The organism is Variovorax sp. MSC1_012 (assembly GCF_023667525.1).
In the GTDB taxonomy this organism is placed as follows: domain Bacteria; phylum Pseudomonadota; class Gammaproteobacteria; order Burkholderiales; family Burkholderiaceae_C; genus Variovorax; species Variovorax beijingensis_B.
The window spans coordinates 4,539,380-4,559,646 of sequence record NZ_CM174443.1; the positions used below are offsets into that span (position 1 = coordinate 4,539,380).

The following is a 20,267-nucleotide window of genomic DNA, read 5'->3' on the forward strand; positions in this document are numbered from 1 at the left end:
TTGTTCGCTGGTCGTCGGATCGAACGGGCGTCCGATTCTGGGCAGCGCCACGGCCGCGCGCAAGCGGCGCGTCTACCAGCAGAAGTTTTCAGTACAGGGCCGCTGCGAGGGCGGCCTGGCTCCGGCTACCGGTCCGTGCGCGCCGCCTGGCGCACTTCGCGCGGGCTGCTTCCGAGCGCCTTGCGCACCACGCGCGCAAAGCTCGCGCCGTCCTGGAAGCCGCACTCCAGCGCCACCTCGGTCACCTCGAGGTCGGTGTTCTGCAGCAGCCAGCGCGCCCGCTCCAGGCGCAGCTGCTGCCGGTATTCGGCGGGGCTGAGGCCCACGTCCTGCCGGAAGCGCCGTTCGAGCTGGCGGCGGCCGATGCCCAGGGGCGTACACAGCTTCTCGATCGTGGCCGGCGCGTGCAGCTGCTGCTCCAGCAGCAGCATCGCCTTGTGCACCACCGTGTCGGTGGAGCGAACCGACAGCACCTGCTCCGGCTGCAGGGTGCGCGAGGGCAGCGGCTGTTCCTCGATCATGATGCGCAGCGCCTTCACCGCGCTGGCGCGGCCGATGGTGCGCTCGATGACGTGCGCCGCAAGATGGACGACGCTGGTGCCGCCCGCGCAGGTGAGCCGGTCGCGGTCGACCACGAACATCTGGTTCGACACGATGCGGCACTCGGGGAATTCGGCGGCGAACTCTTCGCGGTGGAACCAGCTGACGCAGGCCACGTGTCCGTCCAGCAGCCCGGCGCGCGCCAGCACGAAGGAGCCGGTGCACAGCCCCACGAGCTTGACGCCCGCTGCCGCCGCTTGCCGCAGGAACGCGCTGAGGCGCGCGGGCACCCGCTGGCCGCCGTGCAGCAGGCCGCCGACCACCACGACGTAGTCGTAGGCCTGCGGCGAATCGAGCGGCGCATTGGGCGCCACGCTCGCCCCGCAACTGGAAAGCACAGGCCCGCCGCTCGCATCCAGCACGGCCCACCGGGCCAGGAGCGGACGGCTCCGGTCGCCCTCGTCGGCGGCGAGCCGCAGTGCATCGACGAAGCCGGCGAAGGCCGTGAGCGTGAAGCTTGGGGTCAGGAGGAATGCGACGCGGAGCTTGCAGTCGACCTTGTCCCGCGGGTGGGATTTCATCGCGGGATGCTAGCGGCTATGTCGCAAAGCGCAAGTTGCGCGTCGCAAACCGATCGGCGTCCGCGGCCCTGCACGCCGAAGATGAAAAGCCGCATCCGACACATCACCAAGCCACAGGAAACCCCATGCTTCTCATCATCCGTGCAATGCCCAGAGGCCTCATCGCCAAGGCAAGACTCGCCGCGGTGGGCGGCATGTTCGTCGCGGCGATCGGCGCGCAGGCCCAGGACTATCCGAGCCGCTCGGTGAAGGTCGTGGTGCCGTGGCCGGCCGGCGCCATCACCGACGCGACCGCCCGCAAGATCCTGGAAACCGTTTCGCGCGACGCAGGGCAGGCCTTCATCGTCGAGAACAAGGTCGGCGCCAGCGGCGCGATCGGTTCATACGCCGTCAGCAAGGCGCCCGCAGACGGCTACACGCTGCTTGTCTCGTCGTCCGACACGCATGCCATCAATCCCGTCTACTACGCCCGGCTGAACTACGGCACCCGCGACTTCGCGGAAATCACGGGCCTCGCGAAGTTTTCCTACACCCTCGCCATCGGCGCGCACGTGCCGGCGAACACCCTGGCCGAATTCGTGGCGCTGGCCAAGGCGAACCCGCGCCGCTACACCTACGCCACCTGGGGCAACGGCAGCCTGGCCCACCTGGGCAGCGAAGCCTTCGGTGCCACGGCTGGCGTCCAGCTCATGCACGTGCCGTTCCAGGGGGCGGCGCCGGGCCTGCAGGCGCTGCTGGCGGGCACCGTCGACATGATGATCCTGCCGGTGGCCGCGGCCGAGCAGAACCGCAAGACCGGCAAGCTCAAGGTGCTGGCGCTCGCCGGCCCGAGCCGCGCCCGCGTGTTGCCGGACGTGCCGACGACAGCCGAGCTGGGCTATGCGGATGTGGTCGTCCAGCAATGGTTCGGGCTGGTCGCTCCCAGGGGCACTGCGCCCGAGGTCCAGAAGAAGCTCGGCGACTGGTTCTCGAAGGCGGCGACGCAGCCGGACATGGTGGCCTGGCTGGAGACCCAGGGCGGCGAGCCGATGGTCCTGCCCGCGGACAGGCTGCGCTCCTTCCAGGCCTCCGAGTCGGTGCGCTGGGGCCGCGTGATCCGCGAATCGAAGATCGACATCCAGCCATGAAGGGCTGTCGCAAATGGCATGTTGTGTGTCGTAAGCAGACCAGCACCGGCGGCCCTGCGCGCCGAAGATGAGCCCACTTCGCCACCTACCACCCAGGACGTCATCCATGTTCAGCTACAGCAAACAATCGCTCAAGGCCGTCGACCCCGATCTGTGGGCGGTCGTGCAACAGGAACACCAGCGCCAGGAGCAGCACATCGAGCTGATCGCCAGCGAGAACTACGCATCGCCGGCCGTCATGGCGGCGCAGGGCACGCAGCTCACCAACAAATACGCCGAGGGCTATCCGGGCCGCCGCTACTACGGCGGCTGCGAGTATGTCGACCTGGCCGAGCAGCTCGCGCTGGAGCGCGTCAAGCAGCTGTTCGGCGCGGACACGCACGGCTGGGCCGCCAACGTGCAGCCGCATTCGGGCGCGCAGGCCAACGAGGCCGTGTTCATGGCGCTCATGAAGCCGGGCGACACCTTCATGGGCATGAATCTCGCCGAAGGCGGGCACCTCAGCCACGGCATGGCGCTGAACATGAGCGGCAAGTGGTTCAACGTGGTGAGCTACGGCCTGAACGAGCGCGAGGAGATCGACTACGACGCCATGGAGCGCAAGGCGCACGAGAGCAAACCGAAGGTCATCATCGCCGGCGCCTCGGCCTATGCGCTTCGCATCGACTTCGAACGCTTCGCGCGCGTCGCGAAGGATGTCGGCGCCCTGCTGATGGTCGACATGGCGCACTACGCAGGGCTCATCGCCGCAGGAGAGTACCCCAACCCGATCCCGCACGCCGACATCGTCACGAGCACCACGCACAAGAGCCTGCGCGGGCCGCGCGGCGGCATCATCCTGATGCGTCCGGAGCACGAGAAGGCCATCAACAGCGCCGTGTTCCCGGGCCTGCAGGGCGGCCCGCTGATGCACGTGATCGCCGCCAAGGCGGTCGCGTTCAAGGAGGCGCAGGCGCCGGAGTTCAAGCAATACCAGCAGCAGGTCGTGAAGAACGCCGCGGCGCTGGCCGAGGCGCTGGTCGAGCGCGGGCTGCGCATCGTCAGCGGCCGTACCGAAAGCCACGTGATGCTGGTCGACCTGCGCGCCAAGGGCCTGACGGGCAAGGCGGCCGAAGCCCTGCTGGGCCAGGCGCACATCACCGTCAACAAGAACGCGATCCCCAACGATCCGGAAAAACCGATGGTCACCAGCGGCGTGCGCCTCGGCTCGCCGGCCATGACCACGCGCGGCTTCAAGGAGCGCGAAGCGCGCCTGGTGGGCCACCTGATCGCCGACCTGCTGGACCGCCCGCAGGATGCGGCCACGCTGGCCGAGGCGCGCTCGCAGGTGGCGACGCTGACGCGCGATTTCCCGGTCTACACCGCCTGAGGCAGCTGCCGTGGCCGTCAGCACCTTCGACCTGTTCAAGATCGGCATCGGGCCGAGCAGCTCGCACACCGTGGGCCCCATGCGCGCGGCCAACCTGTTCATCGCGGACCTCCGCGACAGCGGCTCGCTCGACGCGGTGCGGCGCGTGCGCTGTGCGCTCTACGGCTCGCTCGGGGCCACGGGGAAAGGCCACGGCAGCGACAAGGCCGTCATGCTGGGCCTCGAAGGCGAGCAGCCCGACCAGATCGACCCGGACTGCATCCCTGGCCGGCTGGAGCAGATCCGCGGCCAGCGCATGCTCAACCTGGCGGGCAGCCATCCGGTCGCCTTCGACGAGCGCGAGGACCTGCTGTTCCTGCGGAGGGAAACGCTCGCCTTCCATCCCAACGGCATGCGGCTCACGGCACTGGACGCGATGGCGCAGCCGGTGCTCGAGCGCACCTACTTCTCGGTCGGCGGCGGCTTCGTCGTTCTCCATGACGAATCCGGCACGCCTCAGCTGGCGCCGGACACGCGCCCCTTGCCCCACCCGTTCCGCACCGGTGAGGAACTGCTGCAGCAGTGCCGGGCGAGCGGCCTCACCATCGCACAGCTGATGTGGCAGAACGAGCTGGCCTGGCGCAGCGCCGACGATCTGCGCGGCGGCCTGCGCCGCATCTGGGAGGCCATGCAGGCCTGCGTGAAGCGCGGCGTGGCCAGCGAAGGCACGCTGCCCGGCGGCTTCAAGGTGCGCCGGCGGGCGGCCGACCTGTACCGCGGGCTGACGGCCCACCCGGAGGCGGCGCTGAGCGATCCGCTGCAGGTGCTGGACTGGGTCAATCTCTATGCGCTGGCCGTCAACGAAGAGAACGCCGCCGGCGGCCGCGTGGTCACGGCGCCGACCAATGGCGCGGCCGGCATCGTGCCCGCGGTGCTGCACTACTACCGCAGGTTCACGGCCGGGGCCAACGAGCAGGGCGTGTTCGATTTCCTGCTCACGGCCGCCGCCATCGCAATCCTCTACAAGGAAAACGCCTCGATCTCCGGCGCCGAGGTCGGCTGCCAGGGCGAGGTCGGCGTGGCCTGCTCGATGGCCGCCGGGGCCCTGTGCGCGGTGCTCGGCGGCACGCCCGAGCAGGCGGAGAACGCCGCCGAGATCGGCATGGAGCACCACCTGGGCCTCACCTGCGACCCGGTGGGCGGCCTCGTGCAGATCCCGTGCATCGAGCGCAATGCGATCGCCTCGGTGAAGGCGATCAACGCCGCGCGCATGGCGCTGCGCGGCGACGGCACGCACCACGTGAGCCTCGACCGGGTGATCAAGACCATGCGCGAGACCGGCGCCGACATGAAGACGAAATACAAGGAAACCTCGCGCGGGGGCCTCGCGGTCAACGTCGTGGAATGTTGAAGCCAACAGGAGATAGTGATGCAGAAATTCTCGATCTGGTCGCTGCTGCGCAACTCGGTCTCGTACCACGAGGGCTGGCAGAAGCAATGGCGCTCGCCGGAGCCCAAGCGCGAATACGACGTCGTCGTGGTGGGCGCGGGCGGCCACGGGCTGGCCACCGCCTACTACCTGGCCAAGGAGCACGGCCTGCGCAACGTGGCGGTGGTCGAGCGCGGCTGGCTGGGCGGCGGCAACACCGCGCGCAACACCACCATCGTGCGCTCCAACTACCTCTGGGACGAGGCGACGCAGCTGTACGAGAAGTCGATGAAGCTGTGGGAGGGCCTGTCGCAGGACCTCAACTACAACGTGATGTTCAGCCAGCGCGGCGTGATGAACCTCGGCCATTCGCTGCAGGACATGCGCGACATCCAGCGACGCGTCAACGCCAACCGCCTGAACGGCGTCGATGCCGAGGTGCTCACGCCGCAGCAGATCCAGGAGATGCTGCCCTTCATCAACCTGAACGCGCGCTATCCGGTGCTCGGCGCATCGTTGCAACGGCGCGCCGGCGTGGCGCGGCACGACGCGGTCGCGTGGGGCTTCGCGCGCGCAGCCGACTCCTACGGCGTGGACATCCTGCAGAACTGCGAGGTGCACGGCATCCGCCGCGACGGCGGCGCGGTGACGGGGCTGGACACGGCGCGCGGCTTCATCAAGGCCAAGAAGGTGGCCATCGTCGCGGCCGGCCACTCCAGCGTGCTGGCCGAGATGGCGGGCATCCGGCTGCCGCTGGAAAGCCATCCGCTGCAGGCGCTGGTCTCCGAGCCGCTGAAGCCGATCTTCCCGACGGTGGTGATGAGCAACGCCATCCACGCCTACATCAGCCAGTCGGACAAGGGCGATCTGGTGATCGGTGCCGGCATCGACCAGTACGCGGGCTATGGCCAGCGCGGCAGCTACCACGTGATCGAAAGCACGCTGCAGGCCATCGTGGAGCTGTTCCCGCTGTTCTCGCGCGTGCGCATGAACCGGCAGTGGGGCGGCATCGTCGACGTTTCGCCGGATGCCTGCCCGATCATCGGCCTCACGCCGGTGAAGGGCCTGTACATCAACTGCGGCTGGGGCACCGGCGGCTTCAAGGCGACGCCGGGCTCGGGCTGGGCCATGGCGCACACGGTGGCGCAGGACCGGCCGCACCCGCTCAACGAAGCCTTCTCGCTCGACCGCTTCTACAACGGCCACCTGATCGACGAGCACGGCGCTGCCGCCGTCGCCCACTGACCGCCTTCACTTCCAGATCATTTTCGAAAGACACACCATGCTGCAGATCGATTGCCCCTGGTGCGGCCCGCGCGCCGAGTCCGAGTTCAGCTGCGGCGGCGAGGGCGGCATCGTCCGCCCGCCCAACAGCGAGTCGCTGACCGATGCCGAATGGGGCGACTACGTGTTCATGCGCAAGAACCCCAAGGGCGTGCACCACGAGCAGTGGCGCCATGCGAGCGGCTGCGGCCGCTGGTTCAATGTCCTGCGCGACACGGTGAGCTACCGCATCCATGCCACGTGGCGCATCGGCGAGGCCATGCCCGATGCCGAAGGCCAGGCCGCCGCCTCCGGGAGCAACGCATGAACGCCCGCCTTGCCGCCGGAGGACGCATCGACCGCGACCGCGTCCTCAACTTCACCTTCAACGGCCGTGCGTACCGCGGGCATCCCGGCGACACGCTGGCCTCGGCGCTGCTCGCGAGCGGCGTGTCGGTCGTGGCGCGCAGCTGGAAGTACCACCGCCCGCGCGGCATCCTGAGCGCTGGCGTGGAAGAGCCCAATGCGCTGGTGCAGCTGTTCGACGGCGCACGCACCGTACCCAACGCCCGCATGACCGAGGTGAGCCTGGTCGAAGGGCTGGTTGCGACGTCCATCCATGCGAGCCCCAGTGTCGAGTTCGACCTGAAGGCGGTCAACGGATGGTTCTCGCGCCTGATCCCGGCCGGTTTCTACTACAAGACCTTCATGGCGTCGCAGGCGGCCTGGCATTTCTTCGAGAAGCACATCCGGGCGTCCAGCGGCCTGGGCGCCTCGCCCACGGTCGGCGATCCGGACCGCTACGAGAAACGCTTCGCGCATTGCGACGTGCTCGTGGTGGGTGGCGGCATTGCGGGCCTCACGGCCGCGCTCGCCGCGGGCCGAAGCGGCGCGCGCGTCATGCTGTGCGACGAGCAGGCCGAGCTCGGCGGCTGGCTGCTGACCAGCGACGAGAAGATCGACGGCCTGCCCGCGGCGCGGTGGGTCGAGCAGGCACGCGAGGAGCTTGCGTCACTGCCCGAGGTGCAGGTGCTGCCGCGAACGACCGCCTTCGGTTACCACGACCACAACCTGGTCACGCTGCTCGAGCGCCGCGCCGACCACCTGCCTTTCGCCGAAGCGCCGGTCTTCCGCGAGCGCCTGTGGCGGCTTCGCGCCCGGCAGGTGGTGCTGGCCACCGGCGCGCACGAGCGTCCGCTGGTGTTCGGCAACAACGACCTGCCCGGCATCATGCTGGCGTCGGCCGTGTCGACCTATGTGCGGCGCTATGCGGTGCTGCCGGGGCAGCGGGCCGTGGTCTTCACCAACAACGACACCGGCTACGACGCCGCGCTGGCGCTTCACGGCGCGGGCGCATCGGTGGTTGTCGTCGATGCGCGCAGCGAGCCCGACGGCAGCCTCTCGCAGCGTGCCCGAGGCAAGGGCATCGAGATCCTTCCGGGCCAGGTGATCACCGAAGCGCACGGCCGCAAGCGGGTGAGTGCGGCCGTGGTGCAGCAGCTCGATGCACAGGGCCGCCTCGGCGGATCGCCGCGAATGCTCGCATGCGACCTCGTCGCCGTGTCGGGCGGCTTCAGCCCGGTGATCCACCTGCAGTGCCAGGCGGGCAGCAAGCCGGTCTGGGACGACGGCCATGCCGCCTTCCTGCCCGGCCGTCCGGCGCAGGCCGAATCTTCGGCCGGCAGCTGCTGCGGCCTGCAGAGCCTTTTCCTGTGCGCCCACAGCGGATGGGCCGCGGGCGTGGCCGCTGCGCAGGCAGCGGGCTTCCAGGTGAAGCCAACGCCGCTGCCCCGCGTGGCCGACACCGAGCCCGGTTCGCTGCGTCCGCTGTGGCTGGTGCCGCATGCCAAGCGCGTGAGCCGGGCGCCCAAGCAGTTCGTCGACCTGCAGAACGACGTGGCCGCTTCCGACATCCACCTGGCGGTGCGCGAGGGGTTCGAATCGATCGAGCACGTCAAGCGCTACACCGCCATGGGTTTCGGCACCGACCAGGGCAAGACCGGCAACATCAACGGCATGGGCATCGCCGCCCAGGCGCTCGGCAAGTCGATTCCGCAGGTCGGCACCACGACCTTCCGTCCCAACTACACGCCGGTGACCTTCGGCGCGGTGGCCGGGCTGGAGCTGGGCGACGCCTTCGAGCCGGTGCGCACCACCGCCATGCACGATTGGCACCTGCGGCAAGGCGCGCTGTTCGAGGACGTGGGCCAGTGGAAGCGGCCCTGGTACTACCGCCAGCCGGGCGAAGACCTGCATGCCGCGGTGAAGCGCGAAGTCCTCGCGGTGCGGCAGAGCGTCGGAACGCTCGACGCCTCGACGCTCGGCAAGATCGACATCCAGGGGCCGGACGCCGCCACGCTGCTCAACTGGATCTACAGCAACGCCTGGTCCAAGCTCGAGGTCGGCAAGTGCCGCTACGGCCTGATGCTGGACGAGAACGGCATGGTGTTCGACGACGGCGTCACCGTGCGCCTGGGCGAGAACCACTTCCTCATGCACACGACCACGGGCGGTGCGGCGCGCGTGCTGGCCTGGCTGGAACGCTGGCTGCAGACCGAATGGCCGCACCTGAAGGTGTTCCTCACGACCGTCACCGACCACTGGGCCACCACCGCGCTCGCCGGGCCGAAGAGCCGCGAGGTGCTGAAGAAGCTGTGCCAGGACATCGACTTCGACGACGCCGCGTTCCCCTTCATGTCGTACCGCGAGGGCACCGTGGCCGGCGTCAGGGCGCGCATCATGCGCATCAGCTTCTCGGGCGAGCGCAGCTACGAGGTCAACGTGCCGGCGGCGGACGGCCTGCGCGTATGGGAAGCGATCCAGGCCGCGGGCGCACCGTACGGCATCACGCCCTACGGCACCGAGACCATGCACGTGCTGCGTGCCGAGAAGGGCTACATCATCGTCGGCCAGGACACCGATGGCTCGGTCACGCCGGTCGACCTCGGGATGGGCGCCATGGTGGCCAAGACCAAGGACTGCCTCGGCAAGCGTTCGCTCTCGCGCAGCGACACCGCGCGCGCGGACCGCAAGCAGTTCGTCGGCCTGCTCACCGACGACCCCCAGGTCGTGCTCGAAGAGGGCGCCCAGGTCATCGACGAGCCGGCGCCGAGCATCCCCGCGCGCTCGGCCGGCCATGTGACGTCGAGCTACGCCAGTCCCACCCTGGGCCGTTCGATCGCGCTGGCGCTGGTCAAGGGCGGTGCCCAGCGCATGGGCGAACGGGTGCACCTCTCCATGCACGGTGGCCGCACGGTCACCGCCACCATCGCCAGTCCCGTGTTCTTCGACCCGAAATCGGAGCGTCAAAATGCCTGAGGTCATCCAACGCAAAGCCGAGACGGCCACCCGCCGGCCGGTGGCGTCTGCCACCCCCGTCACCCGAAGCCTGCTCGCCGGATGGCGCGAGGGCCTCTCCATCGTCAACCTGCGCGGCAATGCCGAGGACACGGCGTTCCGCCAGGCCGTGGAAAGCGTGCTGGATGCGCCGCTGCCGGTGAAGCCCTGCACCACCGGCGAAGGCAGCGCGGTGCGCGTCCTGTGGGCGGGGCCCGATGACTGGTTCATCGTCGGTCCCAAGGGACAGGCCGATGCGCTGGCGAGCCGGCTGCGCAAGGCGCTGGCCGGCCAGCACCACGCCGTGACCGACGTCAGCAGCGGCTATACGGTGCTGCACCTGAGCGGTACGCCGGCGCGCGACGTGCTCGCCCAGGGCTGCCCGCTGGATCTGCATCCGCGCGCCTTCGCGCGCGGCGCATGTGCCGGGTCGCACTTCTTCAAGGCAGGGGTCTGGCTGTGGCAGACCGACGACGCGCCCGAGTACGAGCTGCTGGTGCGCCGCAGCTTCACGGGCTATGTGTGGCTGATGCTCGAGCGCGCCACCGCAGAGTGCGGCCTCGTCACGCGGCGGTTTGCGTGAACACGACCTGGTCGGTGAGGATCGAACGCCTCTGCACGCAGCTTCGCGTCGGCATCTATGCCGATGAGCTCGAGCCGCAGCCGGTATGGGTCGACCTGGTGCTGCACGGTACCGCTGCGGCCTGTCCGGCGGCGCTCGGCGAGTGCCTCGACTACGAGCCGCTGTGCCGCTGGATCACCGAGGAGTGGCCAGGCACCCCGCACATTCCGCTGCTGGAGACGCGGGTCAACGAGCTGATCGCCTTCGCCTTCGATTTCGATGGGCGCGTGCAGCAAGTGCGCGCCGGCCTCGCCAAGGAACGCGTGAGCGGCTCGGCGGTGTCGGTGGGCATCGAACGCAGCGTCTCGCGCGCGGATTTCGAAGCGCAGCGCCGCCATGGACAGACGATGGCGGCCTTGTGCATGCCGAGCGAAAGGACCCGCAATGAGCACCAGCCTGCCTGACGAAGACCGCTACTGCCTGACCCTGGCCTGCCGGAGTGCCCGCGGCCAGGTGGCGACGGTCACCGCGCTGCTCGAGCGGCACGGTGCCTACATCGAGGAGTTCGCGGTGTTCGACGACGTTCTGAGCGAGCGCTTCTACGTGCGCGCGGTCTTCCGCGTCCGCGGCGCGGCTGCGCGCAACATCGACACGCTGCGTGCGGGCTACGCCGCGGCGCTGTCGGACTTTTCAGATGCAGAGGGCGCGATCCACGACACGCGGCGCCCGGCGCGCGTGCTGATCATGGTGTCCAAGGCGGACCACTGCCTGCACGACCTGCTCGCGCAGCGCCGGCGCGGCGAGCTCGACATGGAGGTCGTCGCGGTGGTGTCCAACCACGCCGACCTCGCTGCCGTCGCGGCGGCCGAGGGCGTGCCCTTCCACCACTTTCCGATCACGCCCGAAACCAAGCTGCAGCAGGAGGCGCAGGTGCTGCGCTGCATCCACGAATACGATGCCGAACTCGTGGTGCTGGCGCGCTACATGCAGGTGCTGTCGGAAGACATGTGCCGGGCGCTCGCGGGTCGCGTCGTCAACATCCACCATTCCTTCCTGCCGGGTTTCAAGGGCGCGCGTCCGTATGCGCAAGCCCATGCCCGCGGCGTGAAGCTGATCGGCGCCACGGCGCACTTCGCGACCACCGACCTGGACGAAGGACCGATCATCGAGCAGGCGCTGGAGCGGGTCGACCATGCGTACGGACCGGAGCAGCTGCTGAATGCGGGGCGCCATGTCGAATGCCTGGTGCTCGGGCGCGCCATCCGCTACGTGCTCGAGCACCGGGTCTTCATCAACGGGCTGCGCACCGTGGTGCTGAGGTAGGCGCAGCCCTTTTTGCTCGGCGGGCTCAGGCGGCCTTTGACACCAGGCCGTGCGGGTCGATGACGAACTTCTTCGGCGCGCCGGCGTCGAATTCCGCATAGCCCCGAGGCGCGTCATCCAGTGCGATGACTTCCACGCCCACCGTCTCCGCGATCTTGATGCGGTCCCACAGGATGGCCTGCATCAGCGCGCGGTTGTACTTCATCACGGGCGTCTGGCCGGTGAAGAAGCTGTGCGACTTGGCCCAGCCCAGGCCCAGCCGGATGCTCAGCGCGCCCTGCCTGGCCGCGCTGTCGACCGCGCCCGGGTCCTCGGTGACGTAGAGCCCCGGAATCCCGATGCGGCCGGCCGCGCGGGTCACTTCCATCAGCGAGTTCAGCACGGTGGCCGGCGCTTCATGGCGCGCGCCCTCGTGGCCATGCCCGCGCGCCTCGAAGCCCACCGCGTCGATCGCGCAGTCCACTTCCGGCACGCCCAGGATCTGCGCCACCTGCTCGGCCAGTGTCGCGTCCAGGGACAGGTCGACGACTTCGTACCCCAGGCTCCTGGGGTGCTGCAGCCGCGCCGGATTGACGTCTCCGATGATCACCGCGGCCGCGCCCAGCAGACGCGCCGAAGCTGCTGCCGCCAGGCCCACAGGCCCCGCGCCCGCGATGTACACGGTGCTGCCCGGCCCGACGCCTGCGGTGACGGCGCCGTGGTAGCCGGTGGGAAGGATGTCCGACAGGCAGGTCAGGTCGCGGATCTTCTCCATCGCCTGGGCCTTGTCGGGGAATTTCAGCAGGTTGAAGTCGGCATATGGCACCATCACGTACTCGGCCTGGCCGCCGACCCAGCCGCCCATGTCGACATAGCCGTAAGCCCCGCCCGCACGCGCCGGATTGACCGTCATGCACACGCCCGTGTGCTGCTCCTTGCAGGTGCGGCAGCGGCCGCAGGCGACGTTGAACGGCACCGAGACCAGGTCGCCGATGGCGAGCGTCTCGACGTCGCGCCCGAGCTCGATGACCTCGCCGGTGATCTCATGGCCGAGGATGAGGCCTTCCGGCGCCGTGGTCCGGCCGCGCACCATGTGCTGGTCCGAACCGCAGATGTTGGTCGACACGACGCGCAGGATCACGCCGTGGTCGATGCGCCTGCCGCGCGGATCTTCCAGCTTGGGAAAGTCGATGGACCGGACTTCGACTGTGCCCGCTCCCACATACGCTACGCCGCGATTGCTCGTCATTTCGATCTCCTTGGGTTGTCAGAAACTGTGGGCGATGCCGACGCCGTAGGCCGTCGCGCCGCTGCTGTTGTCGGGCTTGCTGCGGCCCGCGCTCGCGTAGAGGCTGGTCCGCTTCGACAGCAGGTAGTCGGCGCCGATTCCGAGGAAGCGCGACCTGGCGCCGTCCACCTTGAGCTGGCCGTAGCTGGCCTTGAGCACCGCGGCGCCGATCGTGTAGCTCGCGCCCACGGTGTAGGCCTTGGCAATGGAGTCGACCGCCGCTTCGAACTTGCTCCGGTCGTAGGCACCCATCAGCGACAGGGAGCCGATGGTGTACTTGGCGCCGAGGAAGGTGACCGTGTCGTTGTTGCTGTTCTTCGAGGTGGCCGCCATCATCGAGAGGGGTCCCTGGTCGTAGTTGAGCGAAAGGCCGTTGTTGTGGCCGCGGCCCGCGCCGGCCGCGTCGGATTTCTCGAACGCGCCGCTGTAGTGGAAGCTGAAGCCGCCGAACACGGGCGAGTCGTAGAAGACGCCGTTGGCGAGCCGCCCATACTCGGGTGAGCCGTTGTTGCTGGTGCGGCTGCTCGAGTAGTTGTAGTGCCAGTACTGCCAGGCCGGCGACGCGATGCGGTTGAAGTTGTACCAGGGGTCGTAGGCCCAGTCATTGGCCCACACGGCATCGAGCGCACGGCCGAGACGCACGCTGCCCCAGGCGCCTTTGAGGCCGACGGTCGATTCGCCCTGCCAGTAGGGCTTGGAGCCCTCCCCTTCCGGCCGCCCCGTGTCGCCTTCGAATCGATGCGACAGCTTGAAGGTGGCGGCCAGGCCGCCGCCGAGATCCTCGGTGCCGCTGAACGCGATGTTGCTGCGCTGGATGGTGCCGACGTTCTTCGTCTTGTTGAAATCCCGGAACACACCCAAATCGAACAGGCCGGAGATGACGACCGACGATTGGGCATGAACCGCCGTGCTTGCGAAAAGAAGCGCCGTCGTCGTGACGGGATTGGCAATAAGCCTGAACGATCTCATCGTGTTTCTCTCCGGTCGATGGGTGTGATTGATGTGGAGCACGTGAACATCACGCCAGGCGATGCTAGGGAGGCGCTGCGCGTGCAATTGCCGTGAGGCGACGCGGATCAACCGGATGCCGACACGCGTATGCGGGCCGTTTTGCGCCGGCATGAAGCAAGGCTGCGGTTCATGCGCGCGCGACAAAACAAGCGCCGCACTTGCGTACGGCGCCGGCGAGGCGGCAGGTCCGAAGGGGCCGGGCTTTCAGCCGTCCCGGTGCCGCGTGCCGAAGCTCTCGGTCAGGCGGTCCAGGATGATCGCCAGCAGCACCACCGACAGGCCGCTCTCGAAGCCCAGGCCGATGTCCAGGCGCTGGATGCTCGAGAGCACATCGTTGCCCAGGCCGCCCGCGCCGACCATCGAGGCGATGATCACCATCGACAGCGCCATCATGATGGTCTGGTTGACGCCCGCCATCAGCGTGGGCAGCGCGATGGGCAGCTGCACCTTCCAAAGCAGCTGCAGCGATGTGCAGCCGAAGGCCTTGCCCGCCTCGACCTGCTCCGGATTGACCTGGCGGATGCCCAGCGCGGTGAGCCGCACCACCGGCGGCATCGCGAACACCACGGTGGCCAGGATGCCCGGCACGCGGCCCAGCCCGAACAGCATGGCGGCCGGGATCAGGTAGACGAAGGCCGGCATGGTCTGCATGAAGTCCAGCATCGGGCGCAGCAGGGCGTTGAAGCGGTCGCTGCGCGCGCACAGGATGCCGAGCGGCACGCCCACGAACAGGCTGATGAGCGTGGCGGAGAAGACCAGGGCCAGGGTCACCATGGTCTGGTCCCAGAAGCCGGTGAGGCGGATCACCATCAGGCTGGCAAAGGCGAACAGCCCGAAGCGCCACTTCAGCCGCCACGTGCCCACGGCCACCACGGCCAGCAGCACCAGCCAGAAGGGCAGCGCGACGAAGGCGGACTCGACCCGGCCCGCGAAGGCCTCGACGACGTGGCCGACCGCGTCGAACAGGCCCGCGCCCCGGCTCAGCAGCAGCTTGACACCGTCGTTCACCAGTGCGCCCAGCGGCAGCACGTCCTTGTCTTGGCCCATGAGGGCCCGGATGATGTCAGTTGGCATGGCGGGTACTCGCAATCTTGATGAGAAGGCTCCTGGTCGTGATGCAGCCCACGAGGTGCTCGGCATCGTCGAAGACTCTCACGGGTTGATCTACCTCAAGGACGGCGCGCAGGGCATCGGGCAAAGTGGTAGTCGCCAAAAGTCTGTTCGACTTGCTGTATGCGGTGAAGTCCGCATGTGCGCTGTCGACCAGGTCGGCCGCGGTGAAATAGCGCGATGTGTCCACGCCCTTGAAGAAGCGGCGCACGTAGTCGTTGGCCGGCCGCGTGACGATCTCGTGCGGCGTGCCCTCCTGCACCAGGCTGCCACCTTCCATGATGCCGATGCGCGAGCCGATCCTGAGCGCTTCCTCCAGGTCGTGCGAGACGAAGAAGATGGTGCGGCGCTGCTCGCGCTGCAGATCGAGCATCAGGTCCTGCATCTCCGTGCGCTTGAGCGGGTCCAGCGCGGAGAAGGCCTCGTCCATCAGCAGGATGTCCGGGTCCGCCGCCAGGGCCCGCGCCAGCCCGACGCGCTGCTGCATGCCGCCGGAGAGCTGGTGCGGGTATTTCTGCGCATAGGCCTTGAGGCCGACCTGCTCCAGCACGCCCATGATCTTTTCCCGGTACAGGCGGGGCTTGTCGCCGGCGATCTCCAGGCCGAAGGCCACGTTGTCGAACACCGTGCGGTGCGGCATCAGCGCGAAGCTCTGGAAGACCATGGCCACGCGCTTGCGGCGCCAGCGCACGAGATCCGCCGCCCGCATCTTGACGATGTCCTGCCCATCGACGATGACCGAGCCAGACGTGGGCTCGACCAGTCGGTTGATGAGCCGGATCAGCGTCGACTTGCCGGAGCCGGACAGGCCCATCAGCACGTAGATCTCGCCGGCATGCACGTCGAAGCTGACGCGGTTGAGGCCAACGACCTGGCCGGTGCGCTGGAAGATGTCGTCCTTGGACTGGCCTTCCCGCAGCAGCTTCAGCGTCTGCTCCGGCTTGGTGCCGAAGACCTTGGTCAAGTCGCGTATCTGGATCTTCGGTCTAGACATGCTCGGTTCCTGGGACAGTGGTGGGCGTGGGGGATTTTTCATCGGAGGAGTGGCCGGGGCAAACCGGCTATCGGTCGAGTTCCAGGTCGCTCAGCGGCTTGCTGCAGCAGGGCAGGATCCAGCCCTGCGCCACCTCGCGCGGACGCAGTCCGCCGCCCTGGTTCATGTCGATGTCGCCGGCGATCTTGCGTGTGCGGCAGGTGCCGCACACGCCGCTGGCGCACGAGAAGGGCCAGCGGATGCCGGCGCGCTGCGCGGCTTTCAGGATGCTTTCGTCGGCTGCGCATTCGAAGCGTTCGCCGCGCGACTTGAGCGTGACGATGAAGCGCCTGGCCTCGGTACCGGAGGGTCCGGCTTCGGCGGATGCCTCGCCCGCCTCGTCCGTATTTGGCGCCAGGCTCTCGAAGGAGAAGCTCTCTTCGTGATAGCGCGCCATGTCGAAGCCCGCCTCGGCCAGCATGGCGCGCACCGCGGCCATGAACGGCCCGGGGCCGCAGCACCAGACCTCGCGTTCCAGCAGGTCGGGCACCTGGGCGCGCAGCAGCGGCAGGCTGAGGCGGCCCAGCAGGCCGCTGTAGCCGGGCGTGCTGCCGCGCCCCTCGCACACCATGGTGGCGCGCCAGCGCGGCAGCGAGCGCGCCAGCAGCCTGAACTCGTCGGCAAAGACGATGTCCTGCGGCGTGCGGGCGGCGTGGATGAACTGCACGTCGGCGTCCAGCCCCAGGTCGCTCCAGGCGCGGGACATCGACATCAACGGCGTGATGCCGCTGCCACCCGAGAGGTAGAGCTGTCCCCGCGCGGGCGCCTGCACCGGTCCGGGCGGGAAGCAGAAGCCTCCGGCCGGGCCGGCCGCCGACAGCCGCGTGCCCGGGCGCATGTGCTCGTGCAGCCAGTTCGACACGCGGCCGCCGGGCACGCGCTTGACGGTGATGGTCAGCGTGTCGGGCCGGGTCGGGCTGGAGCACAGCGTGTAGCAGCGGTTCACGCGCTCGCCGTCGATGTCCAGGCTCAGGGTGATGAACTGGCCGGGGCGGTAGCGGAAGCTGCGCGCCTCCACCGGCCGGAACACGAAGCTGCGCACGTCATGCGTCTCGTCGCGCACCCGCACGCATTCGAGCCACTCGTCGTCGGGGCCCCAGGCAGCGGCGGGCGGCTCCGCCAGGTCGAGGTAGGAAACCGTCATGGGGTCGGCGCTCCGGTTCGGCGGCAGGGTCGGTGCGTGCGGTCGCGGCTTCAGCGCGCGGCCGTGGTACTGGCCCGCATGCGATCCACGTACCAGGTGCAGAAGGCCTCGACCAGGGCCTCGGTATAGGGCGAGTAGGGCCCGGGCTCGTAGGCGCTGCTGGCCACACCGGACTGCGCGGCCTCGACCAGCTGGCGGTCCTGGGCGTTGGTGGCGTTCCACACGGCGGTGAGGTTGTCCACCGTGTAGTCCACGCCCTCCACCGCATCCCGGTGCACGCACCAGGTCGTGCGCACCAGGGTTCGTCCGGCGCTCAGCGGGATGGTGGAGAAGCTGACCACGTGGTCGCTCATGAAGTGGTGCCAGGAATTGGGCTGGGTCCAGACGGACAGGCCGCCCAGGGCCTTGTCCTCGAAATTGCCCAGCAGCTTCTTGCAGGCGACCTCGGCGTTCAGCGTCTGGGACTGGCCGGCGCGGTCCAACGGGAGGCGCTGGACGCGAAAGCCGCTCACGCGGGTGTCCAGCTCCTCGATCCGCGCACTGGGCAGGCCCATGGCTTCCCAGCGGGCGCGGCTCTCGTTCACGGCATGTTCGAATTGCGCCAGCCCTTCGGCGTTCTGCGGCCCGGGCTGGTAGCCGAAGCCCTGCTCGTAGATCGAGATCGTCAGTTCCGGATGGTTGCTCATGCAGTGATAGCACTCGCGGTTGTTCTCCAGCGTGAGCTTCCAGTTGCCCTCTTCGATGATGTCGATCTGTGCCGCCACCTTGCAGTCGTCCAGGCGGTGCGGTGCGAGGTAGGGGCGCATGCGCGCGGCCGCTTCCTCGAAGTCTGCCGGCGGCTCATCGGCCAGGCAGATGAAGATCAGGCCCTCGAGGTTGCGCAGGTGCACCTTCTTGAGGCCGTGCTGTTCGCGCAGGAAGGCCTCGCCCATGTGGTCGGCATGGATCAGCTTGCCTTCGAGGTCGTAGGTCCACTGGTGGTAGGGGCACACGATGTTGCCCAGGCTGCCCTGGTGGTCCTGGCACAGCCGCGAGCCGCGGTGGCGGCAGACGTTGTGGAACGCGCGCAGGTTCATGTCGTCGTCCCGCACGATCAGCACCGAATCGGCGCCGACGTCGACCGTGATGTAGTCGCCCGGCTCAGGCACCTGCGGCGCAACGCCCGCGAAGATCCAGTGGCGCCGGAAGATGTATTCCATGTCGGCCTCGAAGATGTCCTCGCTCAGATAGAAGGGCGCCTCCAGACTGTAGCCGGGGCGGCGCCGCGCCAGCAGGGCGCTCAGCATGTCGTTCGCCGAACCGGCGCGGGGATGCAGGGTGATGATGGAAGCTTGAGTGGGCATGACGGAGATCCTGGAATCCGTTGGATGAGCCTCGCGAGAGCTGGCGCCGGGGAGCGCCTGTCAACGTGGTGGGCGCATTGTTTGGCGAGCCGCCGCGCGCACCTTGCGTCGGCAGGACGCGGACTTGTCAGGAATCGACACGCCGCTTCGAGCGCTCCGGGCCCGGTGCCCGCTTGCGGCCGCCGATGTCGGATTTGCGCAAGTGCGCGTCCGCGCTGCACAAGCCTTGGCGACCGGGGGCTCGAAGAATCAGGCACCCGGCGCGGTCCGCCGCCAGCCACAACGCCAGCCACCCATGAACCAGACGCAAGGAACCCAGACAATGAATCCGATCCATGCCAACGCCGTCGTCATCGACGGCCTCATCATCTCCAAGTGGGATCGCCCGGTATTCGAGGACATGCGCAAGGGCGGCCTCACCGCCGCCAACTGCACCGTCTCGGTCTGGGAGGATTTCAAGGGCACGGTGCACAACATCGCGCAGATGAAGTCGCTCATCCGCGCCAACGCGGACCTGCTCACGCTGGTGCGGACCACGCGCGACATCGGGCAGGCCAAGGCCGAGGGCAAGACCGGCATCATCCTCGGCTTCCAGAACGCGCATGCCTTCGAGGACCACCTGGGCCACATCGAAGCCTTCGCCGACATGGGCGTGCGCGTGGTCCAGCTCTGCTACAACACGCAGAACCTGATCGGAACCGGCTGCTACGAGCGCGACGGCGGGCTCTCCGGCTACGGCCACGAAGTCATCGCCGAGATGAACCGGGTGGGCATCATGGTGGACCTGTCGCATGTCGGGGCCAAAACGAGCGAGGAGGCGATCCTCGCCTCGAAGAAGCCCGTCACCTACAGCCACTGCCTGCCCGCAGGGCTCAAGGAGCACCCGCGCAACAAGAGCGACGAGCAGCTGCGCTTCATCGCCGAGCGCGGCGGCTTCATCGGCGTGACCATGTTCCCGCCCTTCCTGCGCCGCGGCATCGAGGCCACCGTTGCGGACTATGTCGAGGCCATCGACTACGTCGTCAACCTGGTGGGCGAGGATTGCGTAGGCGTGGGCACCGACCACACCCAGGGCTACGGGCAGGAGTTCTTCGACCACATCACGCACGACAAGGGGCGCCACCGCCGGCTCACCGATTTCGGCACCGTGCTCAACCCCGTAGGCATCCGCACCATCGGCGAGATGCCCAACCTGACGGCCGAGATGGCGCATGCCGGCTGGCCGGCGAGCAAGATCGAGAAGGTCATCGGCGGCAACTGGCTGCGGGTGTTCAAGGACGTGTGGGGAGCCTGAGCATGCAGCCGCAATTGCCCATCGAGGTCGATGAACACACCGGCATCTGGAGCACCGACGGGCTCCCGATGATCTACGTGCCGCGGCACTTCTTCGTGAACAACCATGTGGAGGCCGAAGCCGCCATCGGCCGCGAAGCCTATGCGCAGAGCCTCTACAAGGCGGGCTACCGCTCCGCGTACTTCTGGTGCGAGCAGGAATCGAAGACCCATGGCCTCAAGGGCCTGGCTGTGTACGAGCACTACCTCAAGCGCCTGTCGCAGCGCGGCTGGGGCCTGTTCTCCTTCGAGGCGGTGGACGCCGCCACCGGCCATGCCCGCATCGTGCTCGAGCACTCGGTGTTCGTGCTGGCCCAGGGCATCGCCGGCGTGCCGGTGACGCGGGACAAGGTCTGCTACCTGTTCTCCGGCTGGTTCTCCGGTGCCATGGACTGGGTCGGCCAGGACACGGGCAAGAGCTGGAAGACGCACAGCGAAGAAACCCGCTGCGCCGCCGAGGGACATGCGCACTGCGTGTTCACGGTGGCGCCCCTCGCGGCCTGACCCTCACACGCAGC

Annotated in this window: 18 protein-coding genes; 11 read left to right on the top strand and 7 right to left on the bottom strand. The window is 68.4% G+C overall.

Annotated features, from left to right (window positions below):
* Nucleotides 1-125 precede the first annotated feature (125 nt).
* Complete coding sequence (locus tag L1081_RS21255) at nucleotides 126-1,121, bottom strand: helix-turn-helix domain-containing protein (RefSeq protein ID WP_489413950.1); 996 nt, start codon at nucleotides 1,119-1,121, stop codon at nucleotides 126-128.
* A 125-nt stretch (nucleotides 1,122-1,246) separates the two neighbouring features.
* Between L1081_RS21255 and L1081_RS21260 the strand changes: the two genes are divergently transcribed.
* The 9 genes from L1081_RS21260 to purU all read left to right on the top strand — a co-directional run bounded on the left by L1081_RS21260 (nucleotide 1,247) and on the right by purU (nucleotide 11,509).
* Complete coding sequence (locus tag L1081_RS21260; RefSeq protein ID WP_489413951.1) at nucleotides 1,247-2,248, top strand: tripartite tricarboxylate transporter substrate-binding protein; 1,002 nt, start codon at nucleotides 1,247-1,249, stop codon at nucleotides 2,246-2,248.
* A gap of 106 nt (nucleotides 2,249-2,354) precedes the next feature.
* A complete protein-coding gene (gene glyA, locus L1081_RS21265) occupies nucleotides 2,355-3,617 on the top strand; it encodes a serine hydroxymethyltransferase (RefSeq protein WP_489413952.1) in 1,263 nt (420 codons plus the stop codon).
* Between the two features lie 10 nt (nucleotides 3,618-3,627).
* On the top strand, nucleotides 3,628-5,007 hold the full coding sequence (locus L1081_RS21270; RefSeq protein ID WP_489413953.1) for an L-serine ammonia-lyase: 1,380 nt from the start codon (nucleotides 3,628-3,630) through the stop codon (nucleotides 5,005-5,007).
* Between the two features lie 18 nt (nucleotides 5,008-5,025).
* On the top strand, nucleotides 5,026-6,270 hold the full coding sequence (locus L1081_RS21275; RefSeq protein ID WP_489413954.1) for a sarcosine oxidase subunit beta family protein: 1,245 nt from the start codon (nucleotides 5,026-5,028) through the stop codon (nucleotides 6,268-6,270).
* A gap of 37 nt (nucleotides 6,271-6,307) precedes the next feature.
* Nucleotides 6,308-6,616 (top strand): sarcosine oxidase subunit delta family protein, encoded by a 309-nt coding sequence (locus L1081_RS21280; protein WP_489413955.1) that lies wholly within the window; start codon nucleotides 6,308-6,310, stop codon nucleotides 6,614-6,616.
* Nucleotides 6,613-9,606: a sarcosine oxidase subunit alpha family protein gene (locus tag L1081_RS21285; protein ID WP_489413956.1), complete on the top strand. Its 2,994-nt coding sequence runs from the start codon at nucleotides 6,613-6,615 to the stop codon at nucleotides 9,604-9,606. The genes L1081_RS21280 and L1081_RS21285 overlap by 4 nt, the downstream gene beginning before the upstream one ends.
* The gene (locus L1081_RS21290; protein WP_489413957.1) at nucleotides 9,599-10,207 is read left to right on the top strand and encodes a sarcosine oxidase subunit gamma family protein; all 609 of its coding nucleotides are present in this window, start codon (nucleotides 9,599-9,601) and stop codon (nucleotides 10,205-10,207) included. The genes L1081_RS21285 and L1081_RS21290 overlap by 8 nt, the downstream gene beginning before the upstream one ends.
* Nucleotides 10,204-10,650: a dihydroneopterin aldolase gene (locus L1081_RS21295; RefSeq protein WP_489413958.1), complete on the top strand. Its 447-nt coding sequence runs from the start codon at nucleotides 10,204-10,206 to the stop codon at nucleotides 10,648-10,650. Before L1081_RS21290 ends, L1081_RS21295 begins: the two co-directional genes overlap by 4 nt.
* The gene (gene purU, locus L1081_RS21300; protein ID WP_489413959.1) at nucleotides 10,631-11,509 is read left to right on the top strand and encodes a formyltetrahydrofolate deformylase; all 879 of its coding nucleotides are present in this window, start codon (nucleotides 10,631-10,633) and stop codon (nucleotides 11,507-11,509) included. The genes L1081_RS21295 and purU overlap by 20 nt, the downstream gene beginning before the upstream one ends.
* Before the next feature lie 25 nt (nucleotides 11,510-11,534).
* On the opposite strand, the gene fdhA is transcribed toward purU, so the two are convergent.
* The 6 genes from fdhA to L1081_RS21330 all read right to left on the bottom strand — a co-directional run bounded on the left by fdhA (nucleotide 11,535) and on the right by L1081_RS21330 (nucleotide 18,360).
* On the bottom strand, nucleotides 11,535-12,737 hold the full coding sequence (gene fdhA, locus L1081_RS21305) for a formaldehyde dehydrogenase, glutathione-independent (protein ID WP_489413960.1): 1,203 nt from the start codon (nucleotides 12,735-12,737) through the stop codon (nucleotides 11,535-11,537).
* A gap of 18 nt (nucleotides 12,738-12,755) precedes the next feature.
* Nucleotides 12,756-13,745 carry a porin gene (locus tag L1081_RS21310; protein ID WP_489413961.1) on the bottom strand — a complete coding sequence of 330 codons (990 nt, stop codon included), beginning with the start codon at nucleotides 13,743-13,745 and terminating at the stop codon, nucleotides 12,756-12,758.
* A 246-nt stretch (nucleotides 13,746-13,991) separates the two neighbouring features.
* Nucleotides 13,992-14,861, bottom strand: coding sequence for an ABC transporter permease subunit (locus L1081_RS21315; RefSeq protein WP_489413962.1), 870 nt, complete (start codon nucleotides 14,859-14,861; stop codon nucleotides 13,992-13,994).
* On the bottom strand, nucleotides 14,851-15,891 hold the full coding sequence (locus L1081_RS21320; protein ID WP_489413963.1) for a betaine/proline/choline family ABC transporter ATP-binding protein: 1,041 nt from the start codon (nucleotides 15,889-15,891) through the stop codon (nucleotides 14,851-14,853). Before L1081_RS21320 ends, L1081_RS21315 begins: the two co-directional genes overlap by 11 nt.
* 67 nt (nucleotides 15,892-15,958) lie before the next feature.
* Complete coding sequence (locus L1081_RS21325; RefSeq protein ID WP_489413964.1) at nucleotides 15,959-17,074, bottom strand: FAD-binding oxidoreductase; 1,116 nt, start codon at nucleotides 17,072-17,074, stop codon at nucleotides 15,959-15,961.
* A gap of 50 nt (nucleotides 17,075-17,124) precedes the next feature.
* Nucleotides 17,125-18,360 carry an SRPBCC family protein gene (locus L1081_RS21330; RefSeq protein ID WP_489416821.1) on the bottom strand — a complete coding sequence of 412 codons (1,236 nt, stop codon included), beginning with the start codon at nucleotides 18,358-18,360 and terminating at the stop codon, nucleotides 17,125-17,127.
* A gap of 379 nt (nucleotides 18,361-18,739) precedes the next feature.
* Between L1081_RS21330 and L1081_RS21335 the strand changes: the two genes are divergently transcribed.
* Both L1081_RS21335 and L1081_RS21340 read left to right on the top strand, forming a co-directional pair.
* The gene (locus tag L1081_RS21335) at nucleotides 18,740-19,711 is read left to right on the top strand and encodes a membrane dipeptidase (RefSeq protein WP_489413965.1); all 972 of its coding nucleotides are present in this window, start codon (nucleotides 18,740-18,742) and stop codon (nucleotides 19,709-19,711) included.
* Nucleotides 19,712-19,713: 2 nt separating this feature from the next.
* The gene (locus tag L1081_RS21340) at nucleotides 19,714-20,253 is read left to right on the top strand and encodes a DUF5943 domain-containing protein (protein ID WP_489413966.1); all 540 of its coding nucleotides are present in this window, start codon (nucleotides 19,714-19,716) and stop codon (nucleotides 20,251-20,253) included.
* Nucleotides 20,254-20,267 lie beyond the last annotated feature (14 nt).

Bases quoted from the DNA above. Each gene is read 5' to 3' on its own strand.
- L1081_RS21325 (WP_489413964.1), bottom strand. From the start codon at position 17,074: ATGACGGTTTCCTACCTCGACCTGGCGGAGCCGCCCGCCGCTGCCTGG.
- L1081_RS21275 (WP_489413954.1), top strand. From the start codon at position 5,026: ATGCAGAAATTCTCGATCTGGTCGCTGCTGCGCAACTCGGTCTCGTAC.
- glyA (WP_489413952.1), top strand. From the start codon at position 2,355: ATGTTCAGCTACAGCAAACAATCGCTCAAGGCCGTCGACCCCGATCTG.
- L1081_RS21315 (WP_489413962.1), bottom strand. From the start codon at position 14,861: ATGCCAACTGACATCATCCGGGCCCTCATGGGCCAAGACAAGGACGTG.
- L1081_RS21285 (WP_489413956.1), top strand. From the start codon at position 6,613: ATGAACGCCCGCCTTGCCGCCGGAGGACGCATCGACCGCGACCGCGTC.
- L1081_RS21310 (WP_489413961.1), bottom strand. From the start codon at position 13,745: ATGAGATCGTTCAGGCTTATTGCCAATCCCGTCACGACGACGGCGCTT.
- fdhA (WP_489413960.1), bottom strand. From the start codon at position 12,737: ATGACGAGCAATCGCGGCGTAGCGTATGTGGGAGCGGGCACAGTCGAA.
- L1081_RS21280 (WP_489413955.1), top strand. From the start codon at position 6,308: ATGCTGCAGATCGATTGCCCCTGGTGCGGCCCGCGCGCCGAGTCCGAG.
- L1081_RS21335 (WP_489413965.1), top strand. From the start codon at position 18,740: ATGAATCCGATCCATGCCAACGCCGTCGTCATCGACGGCCTCATCATC.
- L1081_RS21290 (WP_489413957.1), top strand. From the start codon at position 9,599: ATGCCTGAGGTCATCCAACGCAAAGCCGAGACGGCCACCCGCCGGCCG.
- L1081_RS21330 (WP_489416821.1), bottom strand. From the start codon at position 18,360: ATGCTGAGCGCCCTGCTGGCGCGGCGCCGCCCCGGCTACAGTCTGGAG.
- L1081_RS21320 (WP_489413963.1), bottom strand. From the start codon at position 15,891: ATGTCTAGACCGAAGATCCAGATACGCGACTTGACCAAGGTCTTCGGC.
- L1081_RS21340 (WP_489413966.1), top strand. From the start codon at position 19,714: ATGCAGCCGCAATTGCCCATCGAGGTCGATGAACACACCGGCATCTGG.
- purU (WP_489413959.1), top strand. From the start codon at position 10,631: ATGAGCACCAGCCTGCCTGACGAAGACCGCTACTGCCTGACCCTGGCC.
- L1081_RS21260 (WP_489413951.1), top strand. From the start codon at position 1,247: ATGCTTCTCATCATCCGTGCAATGCCCAGAGGCCTCATCGCCAAGGCA.
- L1081_RS21255 (WP_489413950.1), bottom strand. From the start codon at position 1,121: ATGAAATCCCACCCGCGGGACAAGGTCGACTGCAAGCTCCGCGTCGCA.